General features: G+C 51.8%; 14 protein-coding genes and 1 pseudogene. 13 read left to right on the top strand and 2 right to left on the bottom strand.

Annotated elements, in window-relative coordinates; translation table 11 throughout:
• Window positions 1–260: 260 nt before the first annotated feature.
• A complete protein-coding gene (locus tag BLO43_RS10120) occupies window positions 261–1,403 on the top strand; it encodes a phage major capsid protein (RefSeq protein ID WP_090906967.1) in 1,143 nt (380 codons plus the stop codon).
• A 615-nt stretch (window positions 1,404–2,018) separates the two neighbouring features.
• Window positions 2,019–3,020: a hypothetical protein gene (locus BLO43_RS10115; protein ID WP_090906966.1), complete on the top strand. Its 1,002-nt coding sequence runs from the start codon at window positions 2,019–2,021 to the stop codon at window positions 3,018–3,020.
• Window positions 3,021–3,307: 287 nt separating this feature from the next.
• Here BLO43_RS10115 and BLO43_RS10110 read toward each other — a convergent pair whose 3' ends face one another.
• Entirely contained in the window at window positions 3,308–3,526 is a 219-nt protein-coding gene (locus tag BLO43_RS10110; RefSeq protein ID WP_090906965.1) for a hypothetical protein, read from the bottom strand.
• 361 nt (window positions 3,527–3,887) lie between these two features.
• Between BLO43_RS10110 and BLO43_RS10100 the strand changes: the two are divergent.
• The 8 genes and pseudogenes from BLO43_RS10100 to BLO43_RS10065 all read left to right on the top strand — a co-directional run.
• Window positions 3,888–4,088 (top strand): annotated as a pseudogene (locus tag BLO43_RS10100) (ATP-dependent protease); the annotation flags it as partial.
• Window positions 4,089–4,473: 385 nt separating this feature from the next.
• Complete coding sequence (locus BLO43_RS10095) at window positions 4,474–5,205, top strand: hypothetical protein (protein WP_090906962.1); 732 nt, start codon at window positions 4,474–4,476, stop codon at window positions 5,203–5,205.
• A 27-nt stretch (window positions 5,206–5,232) separates the two neighbouring features.
• The gene (locus tag BLO43_RS10090) at window positions 5,233–6,351 is read left to right on the top strand and encodes a hypothetical protein (protein WP_090906961.1); all 1,119 of its coding nucleotides are present in this window, start codon (window positions 5,233–5,235) and stop codon (window positions 6,349–6,351) included.
• A 12-nt stretch (window positions 6,352–6,363) separates the two neighbouring features.
• On the top strand, window positions 6,364–7,947 hold the full coding sequence (locus tag BLO43_RS10085) for a radical SAM/SPASM domain-containing protein (RefSeq protein ID WP_090906960.1): 1,584 nt from the start codon (window positions 6,364–6,366) through the stop codon (window positions 7,945–7,947).
• Window positions 7,944–9,191, top strand: coding sequence for an aKG-HExxH-type peptide beta-hydroxylase (locus tag BLO43_RS10080; RefSeq protein WP_090906959.1), 1,248 nt, complete (start codon window positions 7,944–7,946; stop codon window positions 9,189–9,191). The genes BLO43_RS10085 and BLO43_RS10080 overlap by 4 nt, the downstream gene beginning before the upstream one ends.
• Window positions 9,188–9,862: a hypothetical protein gene (locus BLO43_RS10075; RefSeq protein ID WP_090906958.1), complete on the top strand. Its 675-nt coding sequence runs from the start codon at window positions 9,188–9,190 to the stop codon at window positions 9,860–9,862. Before BLO43_RS10080 ends, BLO43_RS10075 begins: the two co-directional genes overlap by 4 nt.
• Window positions 9,843–10,466 (top strand): tetratricopeptide repeat protein, encoded by a 624-nt coding sequence (locus BLO43_RS10070; protein ID WP_139149266.1) that lies wholly within the window; start codon window positions 9,843–9,845, stop codon window positions 10,464–10,466. Before BLO43_RS10075 ends, BLO43_RS10070 begins: the two co-directional genes overlap by 20 nt.
• Window positions 10,456–12,438 (top strand): flavin monoamine oxidase family protein, encoded by a 1,983-nt coding sequence (locus BLO43_RS10065; RefSeq protein ID WP_090906956.1) that lies wholly within the window; start codon window positions 10,456–10,458, stop codon window positions 12,436–12,438. The genes BLO43_RS10070 and BLO43_RS10065 overlap by 11 nt, the downstream gene beginning before the upstream one ends.
• A gap of 111 nt (window positions 12,439–12,549) precedes the next feature.
• Here BLO43_RS10065 and BLO43_RS16790 read toward each other — a convergent pair whose 3' ends face one another.
• On the bottom strand, window positions 12,550–12,693 hold the full coding sequence (locus tag BLO43_RS16790; protein WP_175443928.1) for a hypothetical protein: 144 nt from the start codon (window positions 12,691–12,693) through the stop codon (window positions 12,550–12,552).
• On the opposite strand from BLO43_RS16790, the gene metH reads away from it, so the two are divergent.
• The 3 genes from metH (at window position 12,692) to BLO43_RS10055 (ending at window position 18,411) form a co-directional block, all read left to right on the top strand.
• Complete coding sequence (gene metH / locus BLO43_RS10060) at window positions 12,692–16,417, top strand: methionine synthase (protein ID WP_090906955.1); 3,726 nt, start codon at window positions 12,692–12,694, stop codon at window positions 16,415–16,417. The genes BLO43_RS16790 and metH overlap by 2 nt on opposite strands.
• 2 nt (window positions 16,418–16,419) lie before the next feature.
• Window positions 16,420–16,569, top strand: a complete 150-nt coding sequence (locus tag BLO43_RS16785) for a hypothetical protein (RefSeq protein ID WP_175443927.1) — start codon at window positions 16,420–16,422, stop codon at window positions 16,567–16,569.
• A gap of 696 nt (window positions 16,570–17,265) precedes the next feature.
• Entirely contained in the window at window positions 17,266–18,411 is a 1,146-nt protein-coding gene (locus BLO43_RS10055; protein ID WP_090906954.1) for a GGDEF domain-containing protein, read from the top strand.
• Window positions 18,412–18,452 lie beyond the last annotated feature (41 nt).

Genomic DNA, 18,452 nt, shown 5'->3' with positions numbered 1-18,452 from the left:
CGCTCGCCGGGATATGTACGGTATTACTGCAAGCCCTGTCGAGAAGGTAGACAGGATCTGGGAAACTCTGGTATTTCACCACCCCCGCAATGGCCGGCAGCCGCTGACATTCAAAACCATCCGAAACACATTGAGCTGGTGCAAAATAACTCAAAATAAATAATTCCCCGTTACGCCTAAATAGGGAATAACTCTTTGTAAACTATAACATACTCAGAATTTACTGAGTAATACGATGACATTTACAAGGAGTTTATCAGATGGGTGATTTCAGTGAAATAAAAGATTTGATGGAGAAGCAAGGGGAGTCGTTCCTCGAGTTCAAGAATGCTCAAAGCGAGCGCATTAAAAACCTTGAGAGTGAACTTAACAACTTCGCCAAGAAAGCGGGGCGGCCCGGAGCATCCTATGACGATGGCGGGACCACGCTGGAATCCAGAGAACACAAGCAGGCGTTTCTAGGTTACATGCGTTCCGGAAAAGAGCGCGACCTGGAATTAAAGGGAATGGCGACGAATGACGACCCGAACGGCGGTTATCTTGTTCCGGAAGAAATCGACACTACTATTTCGAAGGCACTGCGCGAGCTCTCCCCGATGCGCCAGCTTGCACGGGTTGTGCCGGTCAAAACTGGCAACTTTTCCATGTTGCACAGCGTCGGCGGGACGGCTTATTCATGGGTAGGTGAAAAGACCGATCGGCCAGAGACGGGTAGCCCTGGCTTCAGGATGCTTACCCCTGCAATGGGCGAGATATACGCCAGCCCGGCAATTACCCAGAATCTGCTAGATGATAATAACTTCGGTCTGGAAGAATGGCTCGTTGATGAACTTGCTGAAGCATTCGGAGAGGGTGAAGGCATATCGTTCATCAATGGGAATGGCGTCAATAAGCCGAAGGGCATTCTGACCTATGACATCGCAAGCACCGCGGACGGTACCCGCTCGGAATCAGCGCTTCAATATGTCGCCTCTGGTGGTGCTGGAGCGTTCGCCGCTTCTAATCCCTCGGATAAGCTCATCAAGCTGGTGCATTCGCTGAAACCCCGCTATCGCATCAATGCGGCCTGGACGATGAACACCAATACGCTGGAGCAAGTCCGCACTTTCAAAAACACGACTGGGGACTATATCTGGAAGCAAGGTTTAGAAGCCGGCCAACTCCCGACGCTGCTTGGCTACCCCGTACATGAAGATGAAAACATGCCGGATATTGCATCTGACAGTCTCTCTATCGCCTTCGGGGATTTCAAGCGTGGGTATGTGATTGTTGACCGCAGCTCGTCAATGTTGCGCGATCCGTTCACTGCCAAGCCTCACGTACTGTTTTACAGCACCCGGCGTGTGGGTGGCGGTATGCGTGATTTCCGCGCTATCAAGTTGATGAAGTTCGCGAGCAGCTAATGAATTTCCATAGGCGTGTATCAGTAAGTGCGCCCGATCAGTTGGCCAGTGCGGAAACCCCAACAGCCTGCAGCAATCCAACTCTTAGTTGCGTGGTAGGCAGAACCCTCAGCTCAAAAGGCTGGGGGTTTTTCACATGGGGCGCCTTCAAAGTCTGGAGCGTATCTCCTTGGACACCTTGTGCTATCCCACGCAGACAAAAAATCCCATATTTCAAAAGAATTCAAATGGCAGGTGCCAAAGGCCGCCGTAGAGGCGCGTCTTTCCTCAATCCAGGGCGGTAGGTGGCGCATCTTGAAATCGGCCAAAGAATCAAGATTCAGCAAATGGCGCTTGAGCCCCGCCATCCAAAGTCCAAAGCATTACGACTGGGTACCGTGTGCTAAGTCTTTTTCTCACATCCCCAAAATAGAAAATTGAAATATGGCAGATGCGCCTAATACCCATACTGATTCTCTGGTGTACCTCAAGTGAGTATTTAATATTGCTAATTTCGGTACAATCGCGTGGACTGCGTAAACTGAGCAGTTAGAGTCGATCCGTATAATAACGGGAACCATTTGATAGCACCGATTGCAGCAGTCAATTGACAACTTATTACATAGAGTGAAAATAATGGAAGATTCGAACGATAATAAGGTCGAGAGCTATCTGTATGTAATTATCGGACTCATCTCGGCGGGCTGTATATTTCTAAGTGTTTATCTTCATACGGTATGGGAAGGGAAAACGGATGATGACTCATTTTTCAGACACTTATTTTTGTTATTTATTGCGGAACTCGGGGTTGCTGGAGTGGTGGCGCTGGTCATTATTGTAACGATTGAAAAGTTTACTAGAGCCAAACATCAGCGCGCCGCTAAGCATCAAATTGATCTAATTAAAACTGATCTTTTCCACGCGATTTATGGTCGACATATTCCGCCAACCGTTTTCCACGAAGTAGAACGCTGCCTATTGTCAAAGAATATATTTCGAAAAGGATACGAGATCGATTATCACCTAAACATATTGTCGCCTTCGGTCCGAGCATTTAAAGAAAACGAATATGAGGAGAAGAGGTCTAAATATTTTAGTTGTGCGATTACGGCAAGATACGATTTGCAAAACATTAGTGACAACCCTGCGCAAGCGATGATAGAGATGTTCCTAGAGAAGCCTGTTGATAAAAGTATGCATGAGTGCGTAATAATCCACTCAGTAAAGCTTGGGGAAAAGTTCCTTACACCGGATGAATTAGATGAAATTCGAATAGATGATGCGACTCACGTTGGGATAACAACCTCTATCCCTATAAAACCGTTGGAGAGCGTACATTGTGTTATTCAGGCATCGTCAGTAAAATTGCAGACAGATATGGAAGTGTGGGCCTCAAGAATACCTTCTGATGGGATAATCTTTCGTGTATCCGCACCAGAATCGCTAGAAATTGATGCAAAAGCCAATCATTCCTGTGTGATTTCTCATGAGCCTTATCCTAACGGCACATTTCATGTTTGGGAATTAAAACACGGGATTTTTCCTCATCAGTCTATTGTTTTTTGGTGGAGCCCTAAAGTTCAAAAAATTCCTCAAGTAACGACAGAAGATTCCGTTAACCCCTCTGTAGTACCTTAATATAGTATCTGGATTGATATCTCATTTTGTGCTATAAATAGTATGTGACAAGAGAAACACTATGTAGAGTGATTTATAAGATAGAGCGGTAGGCAGTAAGATAAATAGTGTAATTCACTAATTATTGGTCTAAGGAGAGCACATGAAATTTATTATTACATCAATTGGTGGCGGCTCAAGTAACTGATTCTTAATTAAAAATACAACTACCAGCAGAAACAATTTAACAATAAAAAACCCGCCGAAGCGGGTTTTTTATTTGCTCACTAGCTAGGGAAGCCCCGCCCTCACTCCACTTTAAACGCCTCAATAGCCGTCCAGAATCGATAGCGATATTTCCCCTGCCTTCCAGTCATGCGCTGGCATTTAAATCGCACATGGCCAAATACCGGCAACTTGATCACGGTTTCGGTAAAATCTTCTTTCGATCTCTCAGCGTCCGGCAGCGTGTTAAGTGCCTCCGCGATATATTGCCCTCCTATTTTCCGTAGAATATTTTCGCTCATGATGTCTTTTCATCGTTGATATAAAGATCAGCAGTGGATAGCATGAAGGCCCTATTTAATCACAGGTTCCCCAAATGAAAAAACAGCCCCGCGAGTATTCTGTCGAGTTAGAAAGGGACGGCGTTTTATACTCTGGAACGTACACCATTGAACGCGGACTAATTACAGTCACATATGAGTTCATACCAAATACTACGCAGCTGGGAAATCAGGTACTGGCGCATGAGGCATTGGCAAAAGTTTTGTTAGGCGAGATTCTGGACGTCCTGGCGGCCAGAAAGGTTCCGCGTATGGAACGATAAGGAATCAATTTTGTATAGATACTTGTAGAGCAAAACCACCATGTACGCCCAGATCCTTTATTCATAGGCATCTTAGTACACTAGCGCATTTGGGAGAGAACTTGCTCAAACAAGCCATCAGCCGCTTGAATTTTTCCGCGCGGGCTTATCATCGCGTACTGAAAGTGGCACGTACCATCGCCGATCTGGCGGTAAGCGATGGTATAGTCAGTACGCATATCGCGGAAGCGGTTCAGTATCGGAGGCTGGACAGAAATTAGCCCGGACAAGATGAGCGAGTTATCTCGTCAGCATAACGCGAGCTGACGGGGTCAATCCGATTCATTAATTTTCATCCTTCACCATTTCCATAGGCGCAGGCTTTGTCGAGTTACGCTTCGCTAACCGATCTACGCCGCGTCTATTGAATCGACATGCCACCGCTTTGTTGCAATTTTGTGGCATAAAAAAATTTTACCAAGCACCTTGACAATGACAATCTCCTATACTAATTTTAAAATGTTGGAAAGAAGCACATGTCCCGGGAGATGGAACATGCGTTTATTCCCTCAAGAATAAACATCCTCAAGTCTTCAATCCAGCCTGTATCACATCTTTCAATTCCCTTGAATTATCGCTACCACTTCCCATAAAAAGGAGTTAATAATGTCTGATGAACAGAAACCAGAGGATTCTCCAGCACCCGCCCCGGAAATTGATCCACAGGCAGCGGGAGCGCCCCAACCTCGTGCGCTGGCTGCAAACGCCAGACTGGCCGATCTTACGATCGGCGATCTGAATTCCATTATTGCGGCTGAGACCAACAGAGCTATCGCATCCCGCTTAGGCAATCTGGGTAATATAGGCGCTGCCGGCAGCCACGTGAATTCCGGACCGCCAGGATTTGTCAACGGCGGTGGCCATGCCAATTTCGACCCGGCCAGAGGCGTTGGCGACCGCGTGAATGTCGGTGATCTCGGCAGAGCGGGTGTCCATGTAAACTCCGGCCCTCCAGGATTCGTCAACGGTGGCGGTCATGCCAATTTCGACCCGGCCAGAGGCATTGGCAACCGCTTGAATGTCGGCAATCTCGGCAGAGCGGGTGTCCATGTAAACTCCGGCCCTCCGGGATTCGTCAACGGTGGCGGTCATGCCAATTTCGACCCGGCCAGAGGCATTGGCAACCGCGTGAATGTCGGCGACCTTGGCAGAGCCGGCTCGCACGTGAATTCCGGCCCTCCGGGATTCGTCAATGGTGGGGGACATGCCAATTTCGATCCCAGGGTTAACGTGGGCGCTGGTCTCATCAACGTCACCCTACCGGACGGAGGCCAAGTTGCCATTCCGGCAGCCGGCCCGGTGGATTTGCACGTGCGCGGCTTCCACATTACGCGTTAGCCAACCCGATGAATCATATGCGGGTCCATGTCGGTTGACGGCGCGGCCTGGTCAGGCCGCGCCGTCCGGTCGCTGCGCGCTTTTGTCGAGGCGGCTTGCCGAGACGAGAAACTGCGCCGGTTACTGGAAAGCGATCCTGCGACGGCGCTGCGCGAGTGGCAGTGGGAATCCGATGTCGTGCCGGCGTCGCTGCCTCCCCCTATGAGCGCAGTGTCGGTCAGTATCGATGACGCGAGCCTTCTGGGTCCGATAGCGTGGCGAACTGAGCCGGATAAAGCGCTGTTGCGGCAAACGCAGCTGCGTCTTTTACTTGCGGGGGCCAAGCCTCTGGTGCTGATCCATGGCAGCGAGCAAAACCTGACCGCCTTGGCAACCTGGATGCGGGCGCGCGGCTTCTTCACGCTGCTTGGCCCGCATGAATTCCTGCCGCAACACGATTCATGCAAGGGTGGCTATAGTAATCGCATGACCGAGGTAACCGGTGCACGTGCCGGTTCTGGTGCATGGCGTGGATTGCTGGTTGCTCCCGACGAACAAACCGTGCTGATGGCCTGGCTATGCCAGCTTTTTGGATGGGAAAGCTTCCTGGGAAGATTACTCGGTTATCCGTCTTGCTGCTGCAACGCGTTCGAAAACCGCTGGCCCATCGCCGCCTCGAACCACGAAGGGGATGTCGGTCTCATGCTCCTGAGGGAATCAGAATCGGAGGCGGCACCACAGATCCATAACTTGAACTGGACCACAAATATTTTTGCACGCTATTTTGGGTGGGAAATAATTCAGCATTTTCCCTGCCGGTGGGATTGTCCTGCCACGGCAAATCTGGCCCGGCGCTATTTCGCCGTGCTTGCGCAGTATTGGCCGGCGGATGCACAGGAGATATTGGAATATTTGGCATCTCCCCTGCTGGTGATCCCCCATCATGGCTACAGCCTTTTTCGCGGTGGATGCGTAACGCGCGAGGACACTGGCACAAGCTTGATCTATGATCCCGAACGGGTCCAGATTATCGGTATGAACAGCATTTTTACCGATGAAATCGTATCTTCGTCCCGTTTGACGACGGGTACGAACGGAGGCTGGAAAATTGCAGGCAGCGACGTTCCAGGCCGGCTACTGGATGTCAGCCTTGATGAGACTGCTTAGGAGGATCGCGATATGAAATATTTCAGCAGGCCCTACAGAGAAAGCGCCGAAAGTACGTATTTGGTGGAGGCTCATGGCAAGCACTACGAACCTTTCGGCACGATCAGCTTAAGCGATCAAACGGTGCTGGGCACGGGGGGCGTCGTCCTGGAGGATATCATGGGCGAGACACTTGCCATTCACCCTGAGAATGCGGCGTGGGCATTTCTCAGTGCCGGCGAGTCAAAATGGTTTCGGCAACTGGATGAAAAGCCATTTGGCTGGTTACGCCATAATCTATTGCAATACGGTCCAGACAATGCCCTCGACTTTGCCGCGCAACTCTATCGGCGCGGTCTGCTGACGCTTAATGGACACGCTGCCGTGGACCGGCGGATGTTCGCGGACGGCCCCAATTACGACGAGGGAAACCTGATCGAATTGCTCATTACCGAGAAATGCAATCTTGCCTGTCCCTATTGCCTGGCGGGAGCCAACTCATCCATGCCGGCCATGGATCGGGATACTGCTCGAAAAACTGTGGATCTTGCATTTGCCATGCGCGAGAGCGACACACTGGCTTTCGAGTTTGCCGGCGGTGAACCGTTCCTGAAATATGAACTCATGAAGGAAACCGTGGCATACATTCGTAATCATCCATTACGAGGCAACCGGAGACTATTTCTTAGTACGCAAACCAATGCCACCTTACTGAATGAGGAACGAGTCCGCTGGTTGAAGGAAGAGGATATCCGGGTAGGAATCTCCCTCGATGGAGGCGCACAACAGCAGAATTTGAGCCGCCCTCAGGTCAACGGCAAGGAGTCATTCAGCAAGATTGCCAAGGGAATCGACTTGCTTCACCGGTTCGAGGTACCCTTCGGTGGCCTGGTGGTGCTGAACCGGTCCAATGCGGATGACCCGGCGGCCCTGGCCGCCACCATGCTTAATCTTGGTATCCATGGCTTCCGGCTAAATCCCGTGGCCTACCTGGGCGATGCGCGCAAGAACTGGAATAAGGTTGGCTTGAGCCAGGATCAGATTATTGATTTTATCAAAGACCTGATGAATCACGTAGTGGCGCAAAGATTGCCATTGCTGGAGGACAACGTCCGCAGCATGTGCGACTTTCTCACCAGCAAGCAACGCAGAACGCGCTGCATGCGAACTCACTGCGGGGCGGGGGATACTTTCCAGGCCGTTGCCGCCAATGGCGATATTTATCCCTGCGGCCGTGCCACGCAATCACCCGGACTCAAGCTGGGAAACATTTTCGATGCCGGCTTGGAGAGCCTGTCACAACCGTCCCGGCATAATGCCGTCATGCAGCAAATTCGCGAACGCCGCCCGGCTGATCTTGAAGGGTGCAGTACCTGCTCCTATCAGCAGCTATGCCAGTCCGGTTGTTCCGCGCAGGCCTGGGAGCGTTACGGCACAGTCCGGCACCGCACTCCCGAGTGCTCCTTTTACAAAACGCTTTACCCCTATTTGATGCGCTGGCTATCCTTCGACGAAATCGCGTTCGATCACCTGAACACCTGCAATTATTTCAATAACGAGGGTGAACGCTTTTCGCGCGACTTTGCATCCATAAAATACCAGGCGGTAGCGGTGTGAAGCTCGATGACGCCGGTCTAAAGGAAGTACTGCGGGAAGGACTGCCGAAGCATGTACTGACGGACTGTGCGGGCCTGTGTTACCCGGCTGAACCCGGCAAAACCGTTGACATATTGTTCGGGTTCTCCGCGCTGGCCCGTTCAGCACGCTTGCGGAGCCAGATCTACGTGGCGATGGGCACAATGGACAAAAACGAGCATCCGCTCGCGCAGCGTCTTGTCACCACTCTTGAAAGCTTGTCTGCCGATAGCCGCGCCCGGCTATTTTCCAACCCCCTGGCGGAAATAGACACCACCCCGAAGGCGGAACCGGACAACCCCGGCAATCCCGGCGCAAGACAGATATTATCCGGGGTGCGGCATTTTATTCACCATCCCGACGTACGTAATATCACTTTTATTTTCCCCCCCTGCCTCTTCTCGGCAGGGCCACTGTACCTGCCGCACGTCCATGCCATGCTGTCCAATGATGCGCCAGGCGTTACGCTGGCTGTGGCGGAAAATGAAGGCAAGACTCATTTCGTCTGGAGCGATGGATTGAGCCTGACGCTTGTCAATAACGGAAGCGGATTGCCGGCGGGCTTCAGTCATCCCCGCCTCGCGGCCCTGCCCCGTGTTGGGGGATTTCCCGTGCTCAACAGGGTCGCTGAAGTTGGCCCCCTGCTATCCTCTTTCGGGCCTGCGATGGATGACGAGATTGACCTGGGAAGCGGGCGTATCGAAGCAGCGCTGGGCCTTCTCAGCCAGATCTGGCCGCTCGCCTTCCATGGCCTCACTCGCCACGTCAAGGCGCTGTGTATTCTGAAGCAACGCGGGCACTCGCGCAGTCACAGCCCGCCGGAGCTGCCGGGAACCATATTTATGAGCGCCGATGACATCGAACGCATTGGCGATTTGCTGTGCCATGAATCGAGCCATATCAGAATGAATATTTTCCGGCTTTACGATGCGATTGCCCGCGCGCGTGATCCAGATGCGGAAGCCATCGGTTTCGTCTCCCCCTGGCGGCCGGATTTGCGTCCGTTGCGAGGGCTCGTGGATGGTGTGCATGCTTTTCTCAATGTTTGCCGCTATCATCGTCGGCTGGAGATGCGGTTTCCCGATGCGAGGGTCTCCGGCGCGATTTATGAGCGGCAAAAACGGAATGTGATCCAGGCCGGTATTACATTGCGCAAACATGCTGTACCGACACCGATCGGCGCCATGCTGCTGGAAGAATTTGCCCGGGAGGAGGCCCTGTTGTGAACACTTTCGCTTTGAGCCCGGCAATCGATGCCGGAACAGGTCTGGATATTGACCCCTCGTCGCTTGCCCGGCTTCGCATGGAATTCCTTGATCGTGGCGCGGCCGTGCTGGGTCCGCCTGCACTCGTCCATGATACGCATGCAAATCTTCTGAACGAGGCGCTCGCGCAGCGGCAGGATGCGAGCTGGAGCCTGATTGCAAAGCAATGTCCGGGAGAAATCTCTCAGCACAATCTCCGTGCGCATCTCGGACGGCACGCACGGAGCTTTCTCTCATCAGCATCCATGCTGGCCTGCCTGGAACATGTCACCGGCCAGCGGCTTGCTCCCTCCTGGAGTGCCAGTTGCTATACCTACTACGATGGTCCCGGCCAGCACATGGGCGAGCATTGCGACAAAAAGGAAGCCTGCCGGATTGCTCTGCTGGTCTATCTTCAGACCGCCTGGATGCCCGGTGTTCAACCGTCGGCAGGGCTTCAACTGCATGTCTTCCGCGGCGACAACGCAGCAAGCGGCCTATTGCTGCGCATCACCGGATTGTCGAACCGGATTGTCATCCTGAACGGCGCCGAGCAGGCGCACCTGCGGCCCGCACTGGCTGCAGGGGAACACATGACGATGCTGGCGGGTTGCTACCGATCAGCAACCGGGAGTGACTTCTGGACGACCTGAAGGCAATCTGAACGCCATGCAATGGAATGATTGGTCCCCTGATGATCCGGCGCTTTTGCCAGGCTACGAGGCATGGCGGGGCGGAAAGCTCGGAGAAGCCGAGCTGTTCTTTCAGGAACACGCCAGGAAACAACCGGATTGCGCCGATGTCTGGCGTGGATTAGGCAATGTAGCCTGGTCCCGCCAGGATTTTTCAACCGCCCTTGCCCATTTCAGCGCGGCATTACGCCTGGCGCCCTGGAATCCGATGCACTGGGGTAACATAGGCTTGGTTCGCCGCGACCTTGGCGAACCGCACGCCGCGATCTCGGCCTTCCGCGTTGCGCTCGGCCTCGATCCGGAATATGCGCCGGCGCTCAATGAATGGGCAAATGTCTTGTTCGATGTAGGTCGCTATGTGGAAGCGTTGCCACTGTATGATGCCTCGCTGGCGATCGACGATAATCGGGCGGTGGTACATCACAACAAGGGAGTCTGCCTACGCTATCTGGGAAGGCTGCCGGAAGCGGTGCGTTATTTTCGTGCCGCGTTGATGCTGGATCCCGGTTACCGCTATTCGCTGGAAGAGCTGCAATATCTGGAGAGCGAGATAGATGTCAAATGATAAGACCGGCAAGCGGATCGCTGAGCCCTATGACGTTGTGATTGTTGGTGGTGGAATTGCAGGATTGTATTGTTGCCACGAGCTGATCAAGCAGCGTGAATTGCTCAACATCAACAGTATTCTCCTGCTCGAAGCTTCGAAGCGGTTTGGCGGCCGTATAGAAACCTGGTCCTTGCTGAGAACTGATGAGAAGAATGGAGAAGCTATCGGGTTCGACGATACGTGGGACCCCTGCAACTGGGATTTCACCAGTGGAAAACCTGACCCTCTTGAAGCACAAGGTAGCAAGCAGTCTCCCTATCGAGGCCCCACCGAAAGACACTCAATAGAAAAAGATGGCGAAGATGTTGAAAAGCTATCCAGGATTGAATATTTTCGTGCTGAATTCGGGCCCATGAGAATAGAGCCGCGTGATCAGCCTTTATTGCACGCGTTGCTCGACGAACTGGGAATCAAGGAGCAAGCGCCCGGCGAAGAAGAAAGTCTGGACGATTTAGTACCGTTTTCTTCCTACACATCGGAAGATCCGATGGAGCCCCGATTTACCCTTCGCGAAGAGGAGGCCAAGCAAAAAACCCCCTTTGACTTGATGATACTGGCCCTCAGGCGTATTTTTGAACTTGTCGATCTCGATGATGCAGAAAAGCCGTGGAAGACCAGCGCAGCCAATGAACAGTGGAAAAATTTGACGGAAGAAGCCTTCTTTTATCGCCATTACTGGAAAGGAGAGTTGCTCGAATGGATCCAGAATATTACTGACGAAGATCTGGAAGTCATTAGAAAAACCGCGAGTTTCAGAGGCCAGCCGCTGTGGAACCTGGGCTTCTGGAATATCCTCAGTGATGTGTTAAGCCACTACGCCGTGGTCAAGATAAGGGACTGGGGGAGTTACTACCACTTTGTACATGAAAATTTAAATGCCGCGGAGTGGATTATTTTCTGGCTTAGGGCGATTCGAAGTACCGGATCGCTTCGCGGCATTCGCGGAGGAATGAGCCGGATCATCTGGAAGCTCCTGGAAAGGCTTTATGAAGAAGGAAAAAATAATTCTTCGTTATGCATTCAGAGAGGCAGAAAGGTACTGGGCCTTCAATCCGATGGTGACGGAGTGAATGTCATTGTCGAGAATGAAAAAGACGTCATCAAGGCGCGGAGAGTGATTCTTGCCTTGCCCAAGCGTCCGCTCGAAGAAATATCCTGGAATGGAGGCCCGCCGCAAGGTACGCTCAAAGCAGCGCTGAACGCCGTTACTTGCCTCCCTCTGTTAAAGTGCTTCTTCGTTATCGAAAAACCCTGGTGGGAAGACAACAGGCCTCTTAATCGCAATGCCGCAGATATCCCTACACGAGAGTTGCTCTATGTGAAAAGCAATGATAGGACCAAAGGGCTTATCATGGTCTACACAGACCGTCCGGCAATTACGTTCTGGTCCGATTACTTGAGAACAATCGAGTGCGATCATAATCACCTCGATCAAGCACCATCAGAAGACCCTCAACTTGAGAGCCAGGAAATAGCCAGCATCTGGTTCTTGAAGTTGAAGAAAGAAGTCCCGCACCCAGACGCCGGGGATGCGCCCCAAACACTCTATTTTAGTGACGGGAGCCCGGTTATTGTGAAAGAGCCCGGCTACCCTCGGTTGTGGCAGCGTTTCGTGCAGTTTGCGAGGGACTATGAGCACCATGATTTTACGCAGGACCGCCTCCTCGCCTGCGGAATGCGCGACTGGGGCAAGAGCCCCTTTGGCGCGGCGGCTCATGGATGGCTGCCGGGAGTGATGTCCTGGAGACATATTGAGTTCCTTGAGGCATTTTCCTTGAATCAGAATGCCTCGGAAAGAAAGAACGTCCATATTTGCGGGGAAGCATTTTCTGACTACCAGGGTTTCATAGAGGGTTCGCTTCGATCCGCAAGACGTGTCCTCCGCAGCATTGAAGGGCAGGCAAAAGCCGCTAGCAACCTGCGGACCTGAAGAATCCAAACGAAAACGGGGGAGGGTAGATTTTGATGATTCTAAAGGCCGATAATTGTCCTATTGGCCTTTATGAGCCGAAAGCGGCGAGACATGATCGGCCTGATGCTTCTACACCCGGCTTTTGCAGCCGATTTCCTTTAAATCCGACTGGCCGCCAACTGAAACCGCAACCCTGCTATTCCCGGTGGGGTCAGGCAAAATACTGATGGGGACATGATAGAATCCAGCCTCCACCTGAACCCATCTACCCATGAACGTACATCCTCGCGCTGCATTACTGCAAGACCTCCTGGCCCACCGCATACTGATGCTGGATGGGGCCATGGGCACGATGATCCAGAGCTACAAGCTCAACGAGGCGGATTATCGCGGGTCGCGTTTTGCCGATTTCCCGCATGACCTCAAGGGCAATAACGATCTCCTGACCCTCACCCAACCGCAGATCATCCGTGCCATCCATACCGGCTACCTGGAGGCCGGGGCGGACATCGTCGAGACCAACACCTTCAATTCCACCTCTGCCTCGATGTCGGATTACCACATGGAAGATCTGGTATATGAACTGAATTTTGCAGGGGCCAAACTGGCGCGGGAAGCAGTGCAAGCGATGGAAGCCAAAACACCGGACAAACCCCGCTTCGTTGCGGGGGTGCTCGGGCCGACCACCAAAACCGCATCGATCTCGCCCGATGTGAACGATCCCGGTTTTCGCGGCATTACCTTCGATCAACTGGTAGCGGACTACTCGGTCTCCATTAGCGGCTTGATCGACGGGGGCGCCGACATCATCCTGGTGGAAACCATTTTCGATACCCTGAATGCCAAAGCCGCGCTGTTTGCTGTCGATCAATATTTTGAGGACCACGGCATACGCGTGCCTATCATGATCTCGGCAACCATTACTGATGCTTCCGGCCGCACGCTTTCCGGACAAACACCTGAAGCCTTCTGGAATTCCGTCAGTAACGCACGTCCATTATCCGTAGGACTTAATTGCGCCCTGGGAGCGGAATTGATGCGTCCTTACATTGAGGAACTATCGCGGGTTGCCGGCGTGTATGTCAGCGCGCATCCTAATGCCGGCCTGCCCAATCCGCTGGCGGAAACCGGTTATGACGAGTCGCCCGAATACACCGCGAGTTTGATCAAGGGGTTCGCGCAATCCGGCTTTGTCAACATCGTCGGCGGCTGCTGCGGTACCACGCCCGCACATATCAAGGCCATCGCCGATGCGGTGAGCGATATTGCACCACGCCCCATTCCCGACGTTCCCAAAAAGCTGCGACTGTCTGGTTTGGAACCGCTGAGCATCGGCGATGACTCACTATTCGTGAACGTGGGTGAGCGGACCAATGTTACCGGCTCGAAGGCCTTTGCCCGTTTGATACTGGGCAACAATTATGCGGAGGCGCTGAGCGTTGCCCGCAACCAGGTGGAAAGCGGTGCGCAGATCATCGACATCAACATGGATGAAGCGATGCTCGATTCGCAGAAGGCGATGGTGACGTTCCTGAATCTTATCGCCGCCGAACCCGACATCAGCCGCGTACCGATCATGATTGATTCGAGCAAGTGGTCGGTGATCGAAGCAGGGCTCAAATGTGTGCAAGGCAAGGCCATCATCAATTCGATCAGCATGAAGGAAGGCGAAGCGGAGTTTATCGAACATGCGAAACTTGCCCGCCGCTATGGTGCCGCAGTCATTGTGATGGCTTTCGATGAATTAGGTCAGGCCGACACGAAAGAACGCAAGGTGGAAATCTGCAAGCGTTGCTACCGCATACTTGTTGACCAGGTGGGTTTCCCACCTGAAGATATCATTTTTGATCCGAACATTTTCGCGGTCGCCACCGGCATCGAGGAACACAACAATTACGGTGTCGATTTCATCGAAGCCACTCATATCATCAAGCAGACCCTGCCCTATGCCAAGGTAAGTGGCGGTGTGTCGAATGTGTCGTTTTCTTTCCGCGGCAATGAGCCTGTTCGGGAGGCGATCCATACCGCATTCCTCTACCACGCGGTTCGCGCCGGCATGACCATGGGCATTGTCAACGCCGGGCAGCTAGGGGTCTACTCCGACATTCCCAAGGACTTGCTGGAACGCGTCGAAGATGTACTGCTCAATCGTCCGGTCGAAGGGGACGTTACGCCCACCGAGCGGTTGGTGGAATTCGCGGAGAGCTTCAAGGGAAAAAGCAAGGAGACCATCGAAGATCTTTCATGGCGCGAGCAGCCAGTCCAGGAACGTCTGACTCACGCGCTGGTGAGAGGCATCACCACTTACATCGTGGAGGATACCGAGGCGGCACGGCTCGAAATCAGTAATCAGGGTGGGCGTCCGATCCAGGTGATCGAGGGTCCGCTCATGAATGGCATGAATGTGGTAGGCGACCTGTTCGGCTCGGGCAAGATGTTTTTACCGCAGGTAGTCAAGTCGGCACGCGTAATGAAACAGGCGGTAGCACATTTATTGCCATTCATTGAGGCGGAAAAGAAGTTGTCGGGTGATTCCAGGGCCAAGGGCAAGATCGTCATCGCCACTGTCAAGGGTGACGTCCACGATATCGGCAAAAACATCGTTACAGTCGTGCTCCAGTGCAACAACTATGAAGTCGTGAACATGGGAGTCATGGTGCCTTGCGCACAAATTCTTGAAATGGCGCGGCGCGAGAATGCCGACATGATCGGTTTGTCGGGATTGATCACACCTTCCCTGGAGGAGATGGCGCATGTGGCGAAGGAAATGCAACGTGAAGGATTTACCATTCCGCTATTGATTGGTGGCGCAACCACTTCACGGGTGCACACCGCGGTAAAAGTCGCGCCGCATTACAAAGGGGTTACCGTGTGGGTGCCGGATGCAAGCCGCGCCGTGGGTGTATGCAGCAACTTGCTGTCGGAGGATTTGCGGGCGGAGTACGTCAGTGGGCTACAGGCGGAGTACGAAAAAGTCCGCACCCAGCATAAGAATAAAAAAGGTCCTTCGCCGATGCTTACCCTTGCGGAAGCCCGGGCTAACGCCTTTAAAACCGATTGGGCGAACTACACGCCGCCCGAGCCGGATTTTATCGGTGTAAGATCATTAAGAAACTACCCCCTGGAAAAAATAGTACCTCATATAGATTGGACACCATTTTTCCAGGCATGGGAGTTATCGGGACGCTATCCGGCAATTCTGCAAGACGAGATAGTGGGAGAGGCTGCCACCACGCTGTTCCACGATGCCCAGGCCATGCTGAAGAAAATTGTCGAACAGAAATGGCTCGGCGCCAATGCCGTGGTCGGCCTGTTTCCGGCTAATACCGTGAACAGCGACGACATCGAAATTTATACCGACAAAGCCCGCACCAAGCTGGGGATGACGTTCCACAATCTGCGGCAGCAGACCACGAAACCGGCCGGACGTCCTAATCTATGCCTGGCAGACTTTATAGCCCCCAAGGAAACCGGGATTCGGGATGCCATCGGTGCATTCGCGGTGACTGCCGGGCTGGGCATAGACGCACGGGTCAAGGCTTTTGAGGACGCACATGACGACTACAGCGCGATTATATTGAAAGCGCTGGCCGACCGTCTGGCGGAAGCTTTCGCCGAGCACATGCACTGGCGGGTGCGGCGCGAATTCTGGGGCTTCATCAAAGATGAAAACCTGAGCAATGAACAACTGATCAACGAGGAATATCGCGGTATCCGTCCCGCGCCGGGTTACCCTGCCTGTCCTGACCACACCGAGAAAGGTCCATTGTTTGAAATGCTGAAAGCGCCGGAAAACGCAGGCATTATCGTGACCGAATCCTACGCCATGGTACCAACGGCTGCGGTATCGGGCTTTTATTTTTCTCACCCCGAAGCCGATTATTTCGCTGTGGGGAAAATAAACAAGGATCAGGTGGAGGATTATGCAAAGCGCAAAGGCTGGACATTGGAAGAAACAGAAAAATGGCTGGCACCGGTGCTGGCCTATGAACGATAGCGATGCACGGGATCAAGATCAAGACAACCCGTCACACAGCCACTATCTATGATCTGATGAGCGGCAGGATCAGCTTCCTTACCCTCGATGCCTTCGAAAATATGGCCGCCGCCGGCCTTCACGTCGAAATGCGCATACCGAAGGCAGGGTAAACAACCAATCAGCCTAAATATTGGCCACTATCCACGAGTTCTTTCCATACGCCAAGCAATTGTGCAAGTTCATTCCACGGAATCGGCATAGATAGCAAGGAAATATAACGTAAGATCAATCCCTAATATCTCTTTTAGGATTTCAGAATAAAAAATGTCACCCATGCCAATCGCTAAACTGGTATCAACAACTGTTGAATGAGCTTTGCAGTCTCGCCTGATTGAGCATTCTGGTCGTCGGTTGATGCTGGCGCGTAGCCGATTTTCATGCTTAGTACCCCATCCTTTTTGCTACAGCCTTTTGGCACACTGCGAAATAGAAAAATACGTTGGCATTGTTATTTTTAGTGTGACAAAAGGGATGGCACGCATTACGTGCGGCCCCAGTTCTCACCTGTGATACTGAGCTTATTCGCGTACGTTATTCTTGATGGGTCGAAATAGGACCAGTATTAGGCAAACAATTAGCTGCTCTCCGCCGCTCTGTTTCATGGTAAATCGCGCCCGTTTCTATTCCCAATAGTTTCCCTTAGAATAAAATCAATGTTTCCCCAATATGCTCATGTTATTAGAAAAAAGTAAAATAGAGCCTCCGTTTTTATTTTGTATGCTCTGGAAGCAAGTGAATTCAATGATTGCGGATACATTCTGATTAACATTACTACTTAGAAATAGAACTTGGAGATTAATAATAAGATGATTTCTAACCATGGTTCGTCACGGACCCCGGCAGAAAAAAAACCTCCGTTGGAAAAAGTGCTGAGGAAAACCCGGAAAATAAAAAAAAAGATGGAAAGTTATGCTACTGAGCTTCTTACTGCCAATGAAACTGTAAAACAGAGAATCGTAGCTGGAAGGTCGCTACTTGAAGCAAAAAAAGTTTTGGCACGAAGCGAAGGATTTGAAGATAAGATTCAAGGGTGTGCGGATGAGCTCCATGAAGTCAATAATGTGCTCGCTCAGGAAATTGATGAGCGACATACCGTAAATCGCAAACTGATAAATACATTACAGCTGCTGTCGACAACCAAGGATATTTTCTCGGCGCCCAAAGATATTCTGACGATTGCGCATGAGGTAGTGGAGGAAGCCAAAAAACGCACTTTGCTGGATTTTGCTACAGGGATTCCCAATCGAGAACTTTTCAATAACCGGCTTGAACAAGGAATAGCGATTGCCCAAAGGGGTGACTGGGATCTGGCACTTCTGTTTATTGATCTGGATCGTTTCAAATTCATCAATGACACATTCGGGCATCCGGTAGGTGATAGGGTTTTACAGATGGTGGCACGCCGGTTAAGCGAACAAGCCCGTACTGAGGATACGATCTGCCGATATGGTGGTGATGAATTTCTTTATTTATTATTAAATCCAAAAGGCCGGAAAAATATTCAACGCATTGCGCATAGGATATTTGATCATATTTCTCAACCACTGATAATTGATGATTTGGCGCTTTCAATTAAACTTAGCATAGGTATCGCAGTGTATCCGGAGTGTGGCGAAACGGGAGCTAAACTGATATCGAATGCCGATATTGCGATGTATCAGGCAAAAAAGACGAAAGCCGGGATAGTTAGTTATGATGAGTGTACAAACGAAAATTTAAGCGGATCACAAAAAAAGGAGATGGTAACGGCTGAAATCGATATGGAAAAAGAGCGAAAGTTATTTGAAAAGTTCTATATGGAATATCGCGGTTTCTACAAATGGCTGTTTGATCGAGATAAGAAAAATCATCATCGGTATCAGGCAGAGCTCACAAATCGAGAATTTGATAGCTGGTTAGCGGCGGCTTTTGACAGCGAGTACGGGCTAATAATGACAGAAGCAGGTATTTGATGATAAGCGCGGCTCTGGCTTTGCTTGGGTGAGGACGGGAA

It is taken from the genome of Nitrosospira sp. Nsp13 (assembly GCF_900101945.1).
GTDB lineage: Bacteria > Pseudomonadota > Gammaproteobacteria > Burkholderiales > Nitrosomonadaceae > Nitrosospira > Nitrosospira multiformis_D.
The sequence above is the reverse complement of the archived record's forward strand: the minus strand, read 5'-3'. Positions and strand labels throughout refer to the sequence as shown.

Excerpts from the sequence above, each read along its gene's own strand:
- BLO43_RS10120 (WP_090906967.1), top strand. The coding sequence starts at position 261 with ATGGGTGATTTCAGTGAAATAAAAGATTTGATGGAGAAGCAAGGGGAG.
- BLO43_RS10115 (WP_090906966.1), top strand. The coding sequence starts at position 2,019 with ATGGAAGATTCGAACGATAATAAGGTCGAGAGCTATCTGTATGTAATT.
- BLO43_RS10110 (WP_090906965.1), bottom strand. The coding sequence starts at position 3,526 with ATGAGCGAAAATATTCTACGGAAAATAGGAGGGCAATATATCGCGGAG.
- BLO43_RS10095 (WP_090906962.1), top strand. The coding sequence starts at position 4,474 with ATGTCTGATGAACAGAAACCAGAGGATTCTCCAGCACCCGCCCCGGAA.
- BLO43_RS10090 (WP_090906961.1), top strand. The coding sequence starts at position 5,233 with ATGTCGGTTGACGGCGCGGCCTGGTCAGGCCGCGCCGTCCGGTCGCTG.
- BLO43_RS10085 (WP_090906960.1), top strand. The coding sequence starts at position 6,364 with ATGAAATATTTCAGCAGGCCCTACAGAGAAAGCGCCGAAAGTACGTAT.
- BLO43_RS10065 (WP_090906956.1), top strand. The coding sequence starts at position 10,456 with ATGTCAAATGATAAGACCGGCAAGCGGATCGCTGAGCCCTATGACGTT.
- metH (WP_090906955.1), top strand. The coding sequence starts at position 12,692 with ATGAACGTACATCCTCGCGCTGCATTACTGCAAGACCTCCTGGCCCAC.
- BLO43_RS16790 (WP_175443928.1), bottom strand. The coding sequence starts at position 12,693 with ATGGGTAGATGGGTTCAGGTGGAGGCTGGATTCTATCATGTCCCCATC.
- BLO43_RS16785 (WP_175443927.1), top strand. The coding sequence starts at position 16,420 with ATGCACGGGATCAAGATCAAGACAACCCGTCACACAGCCACTATCTAT.
- BLO43_RS10055 (WP_090906954.1), top strand. The coding sequence starts at position 17,266 with ATGATTTCTAACCATGGTTCGTCACGGACCCCGGCAGAAAAAAAACCT.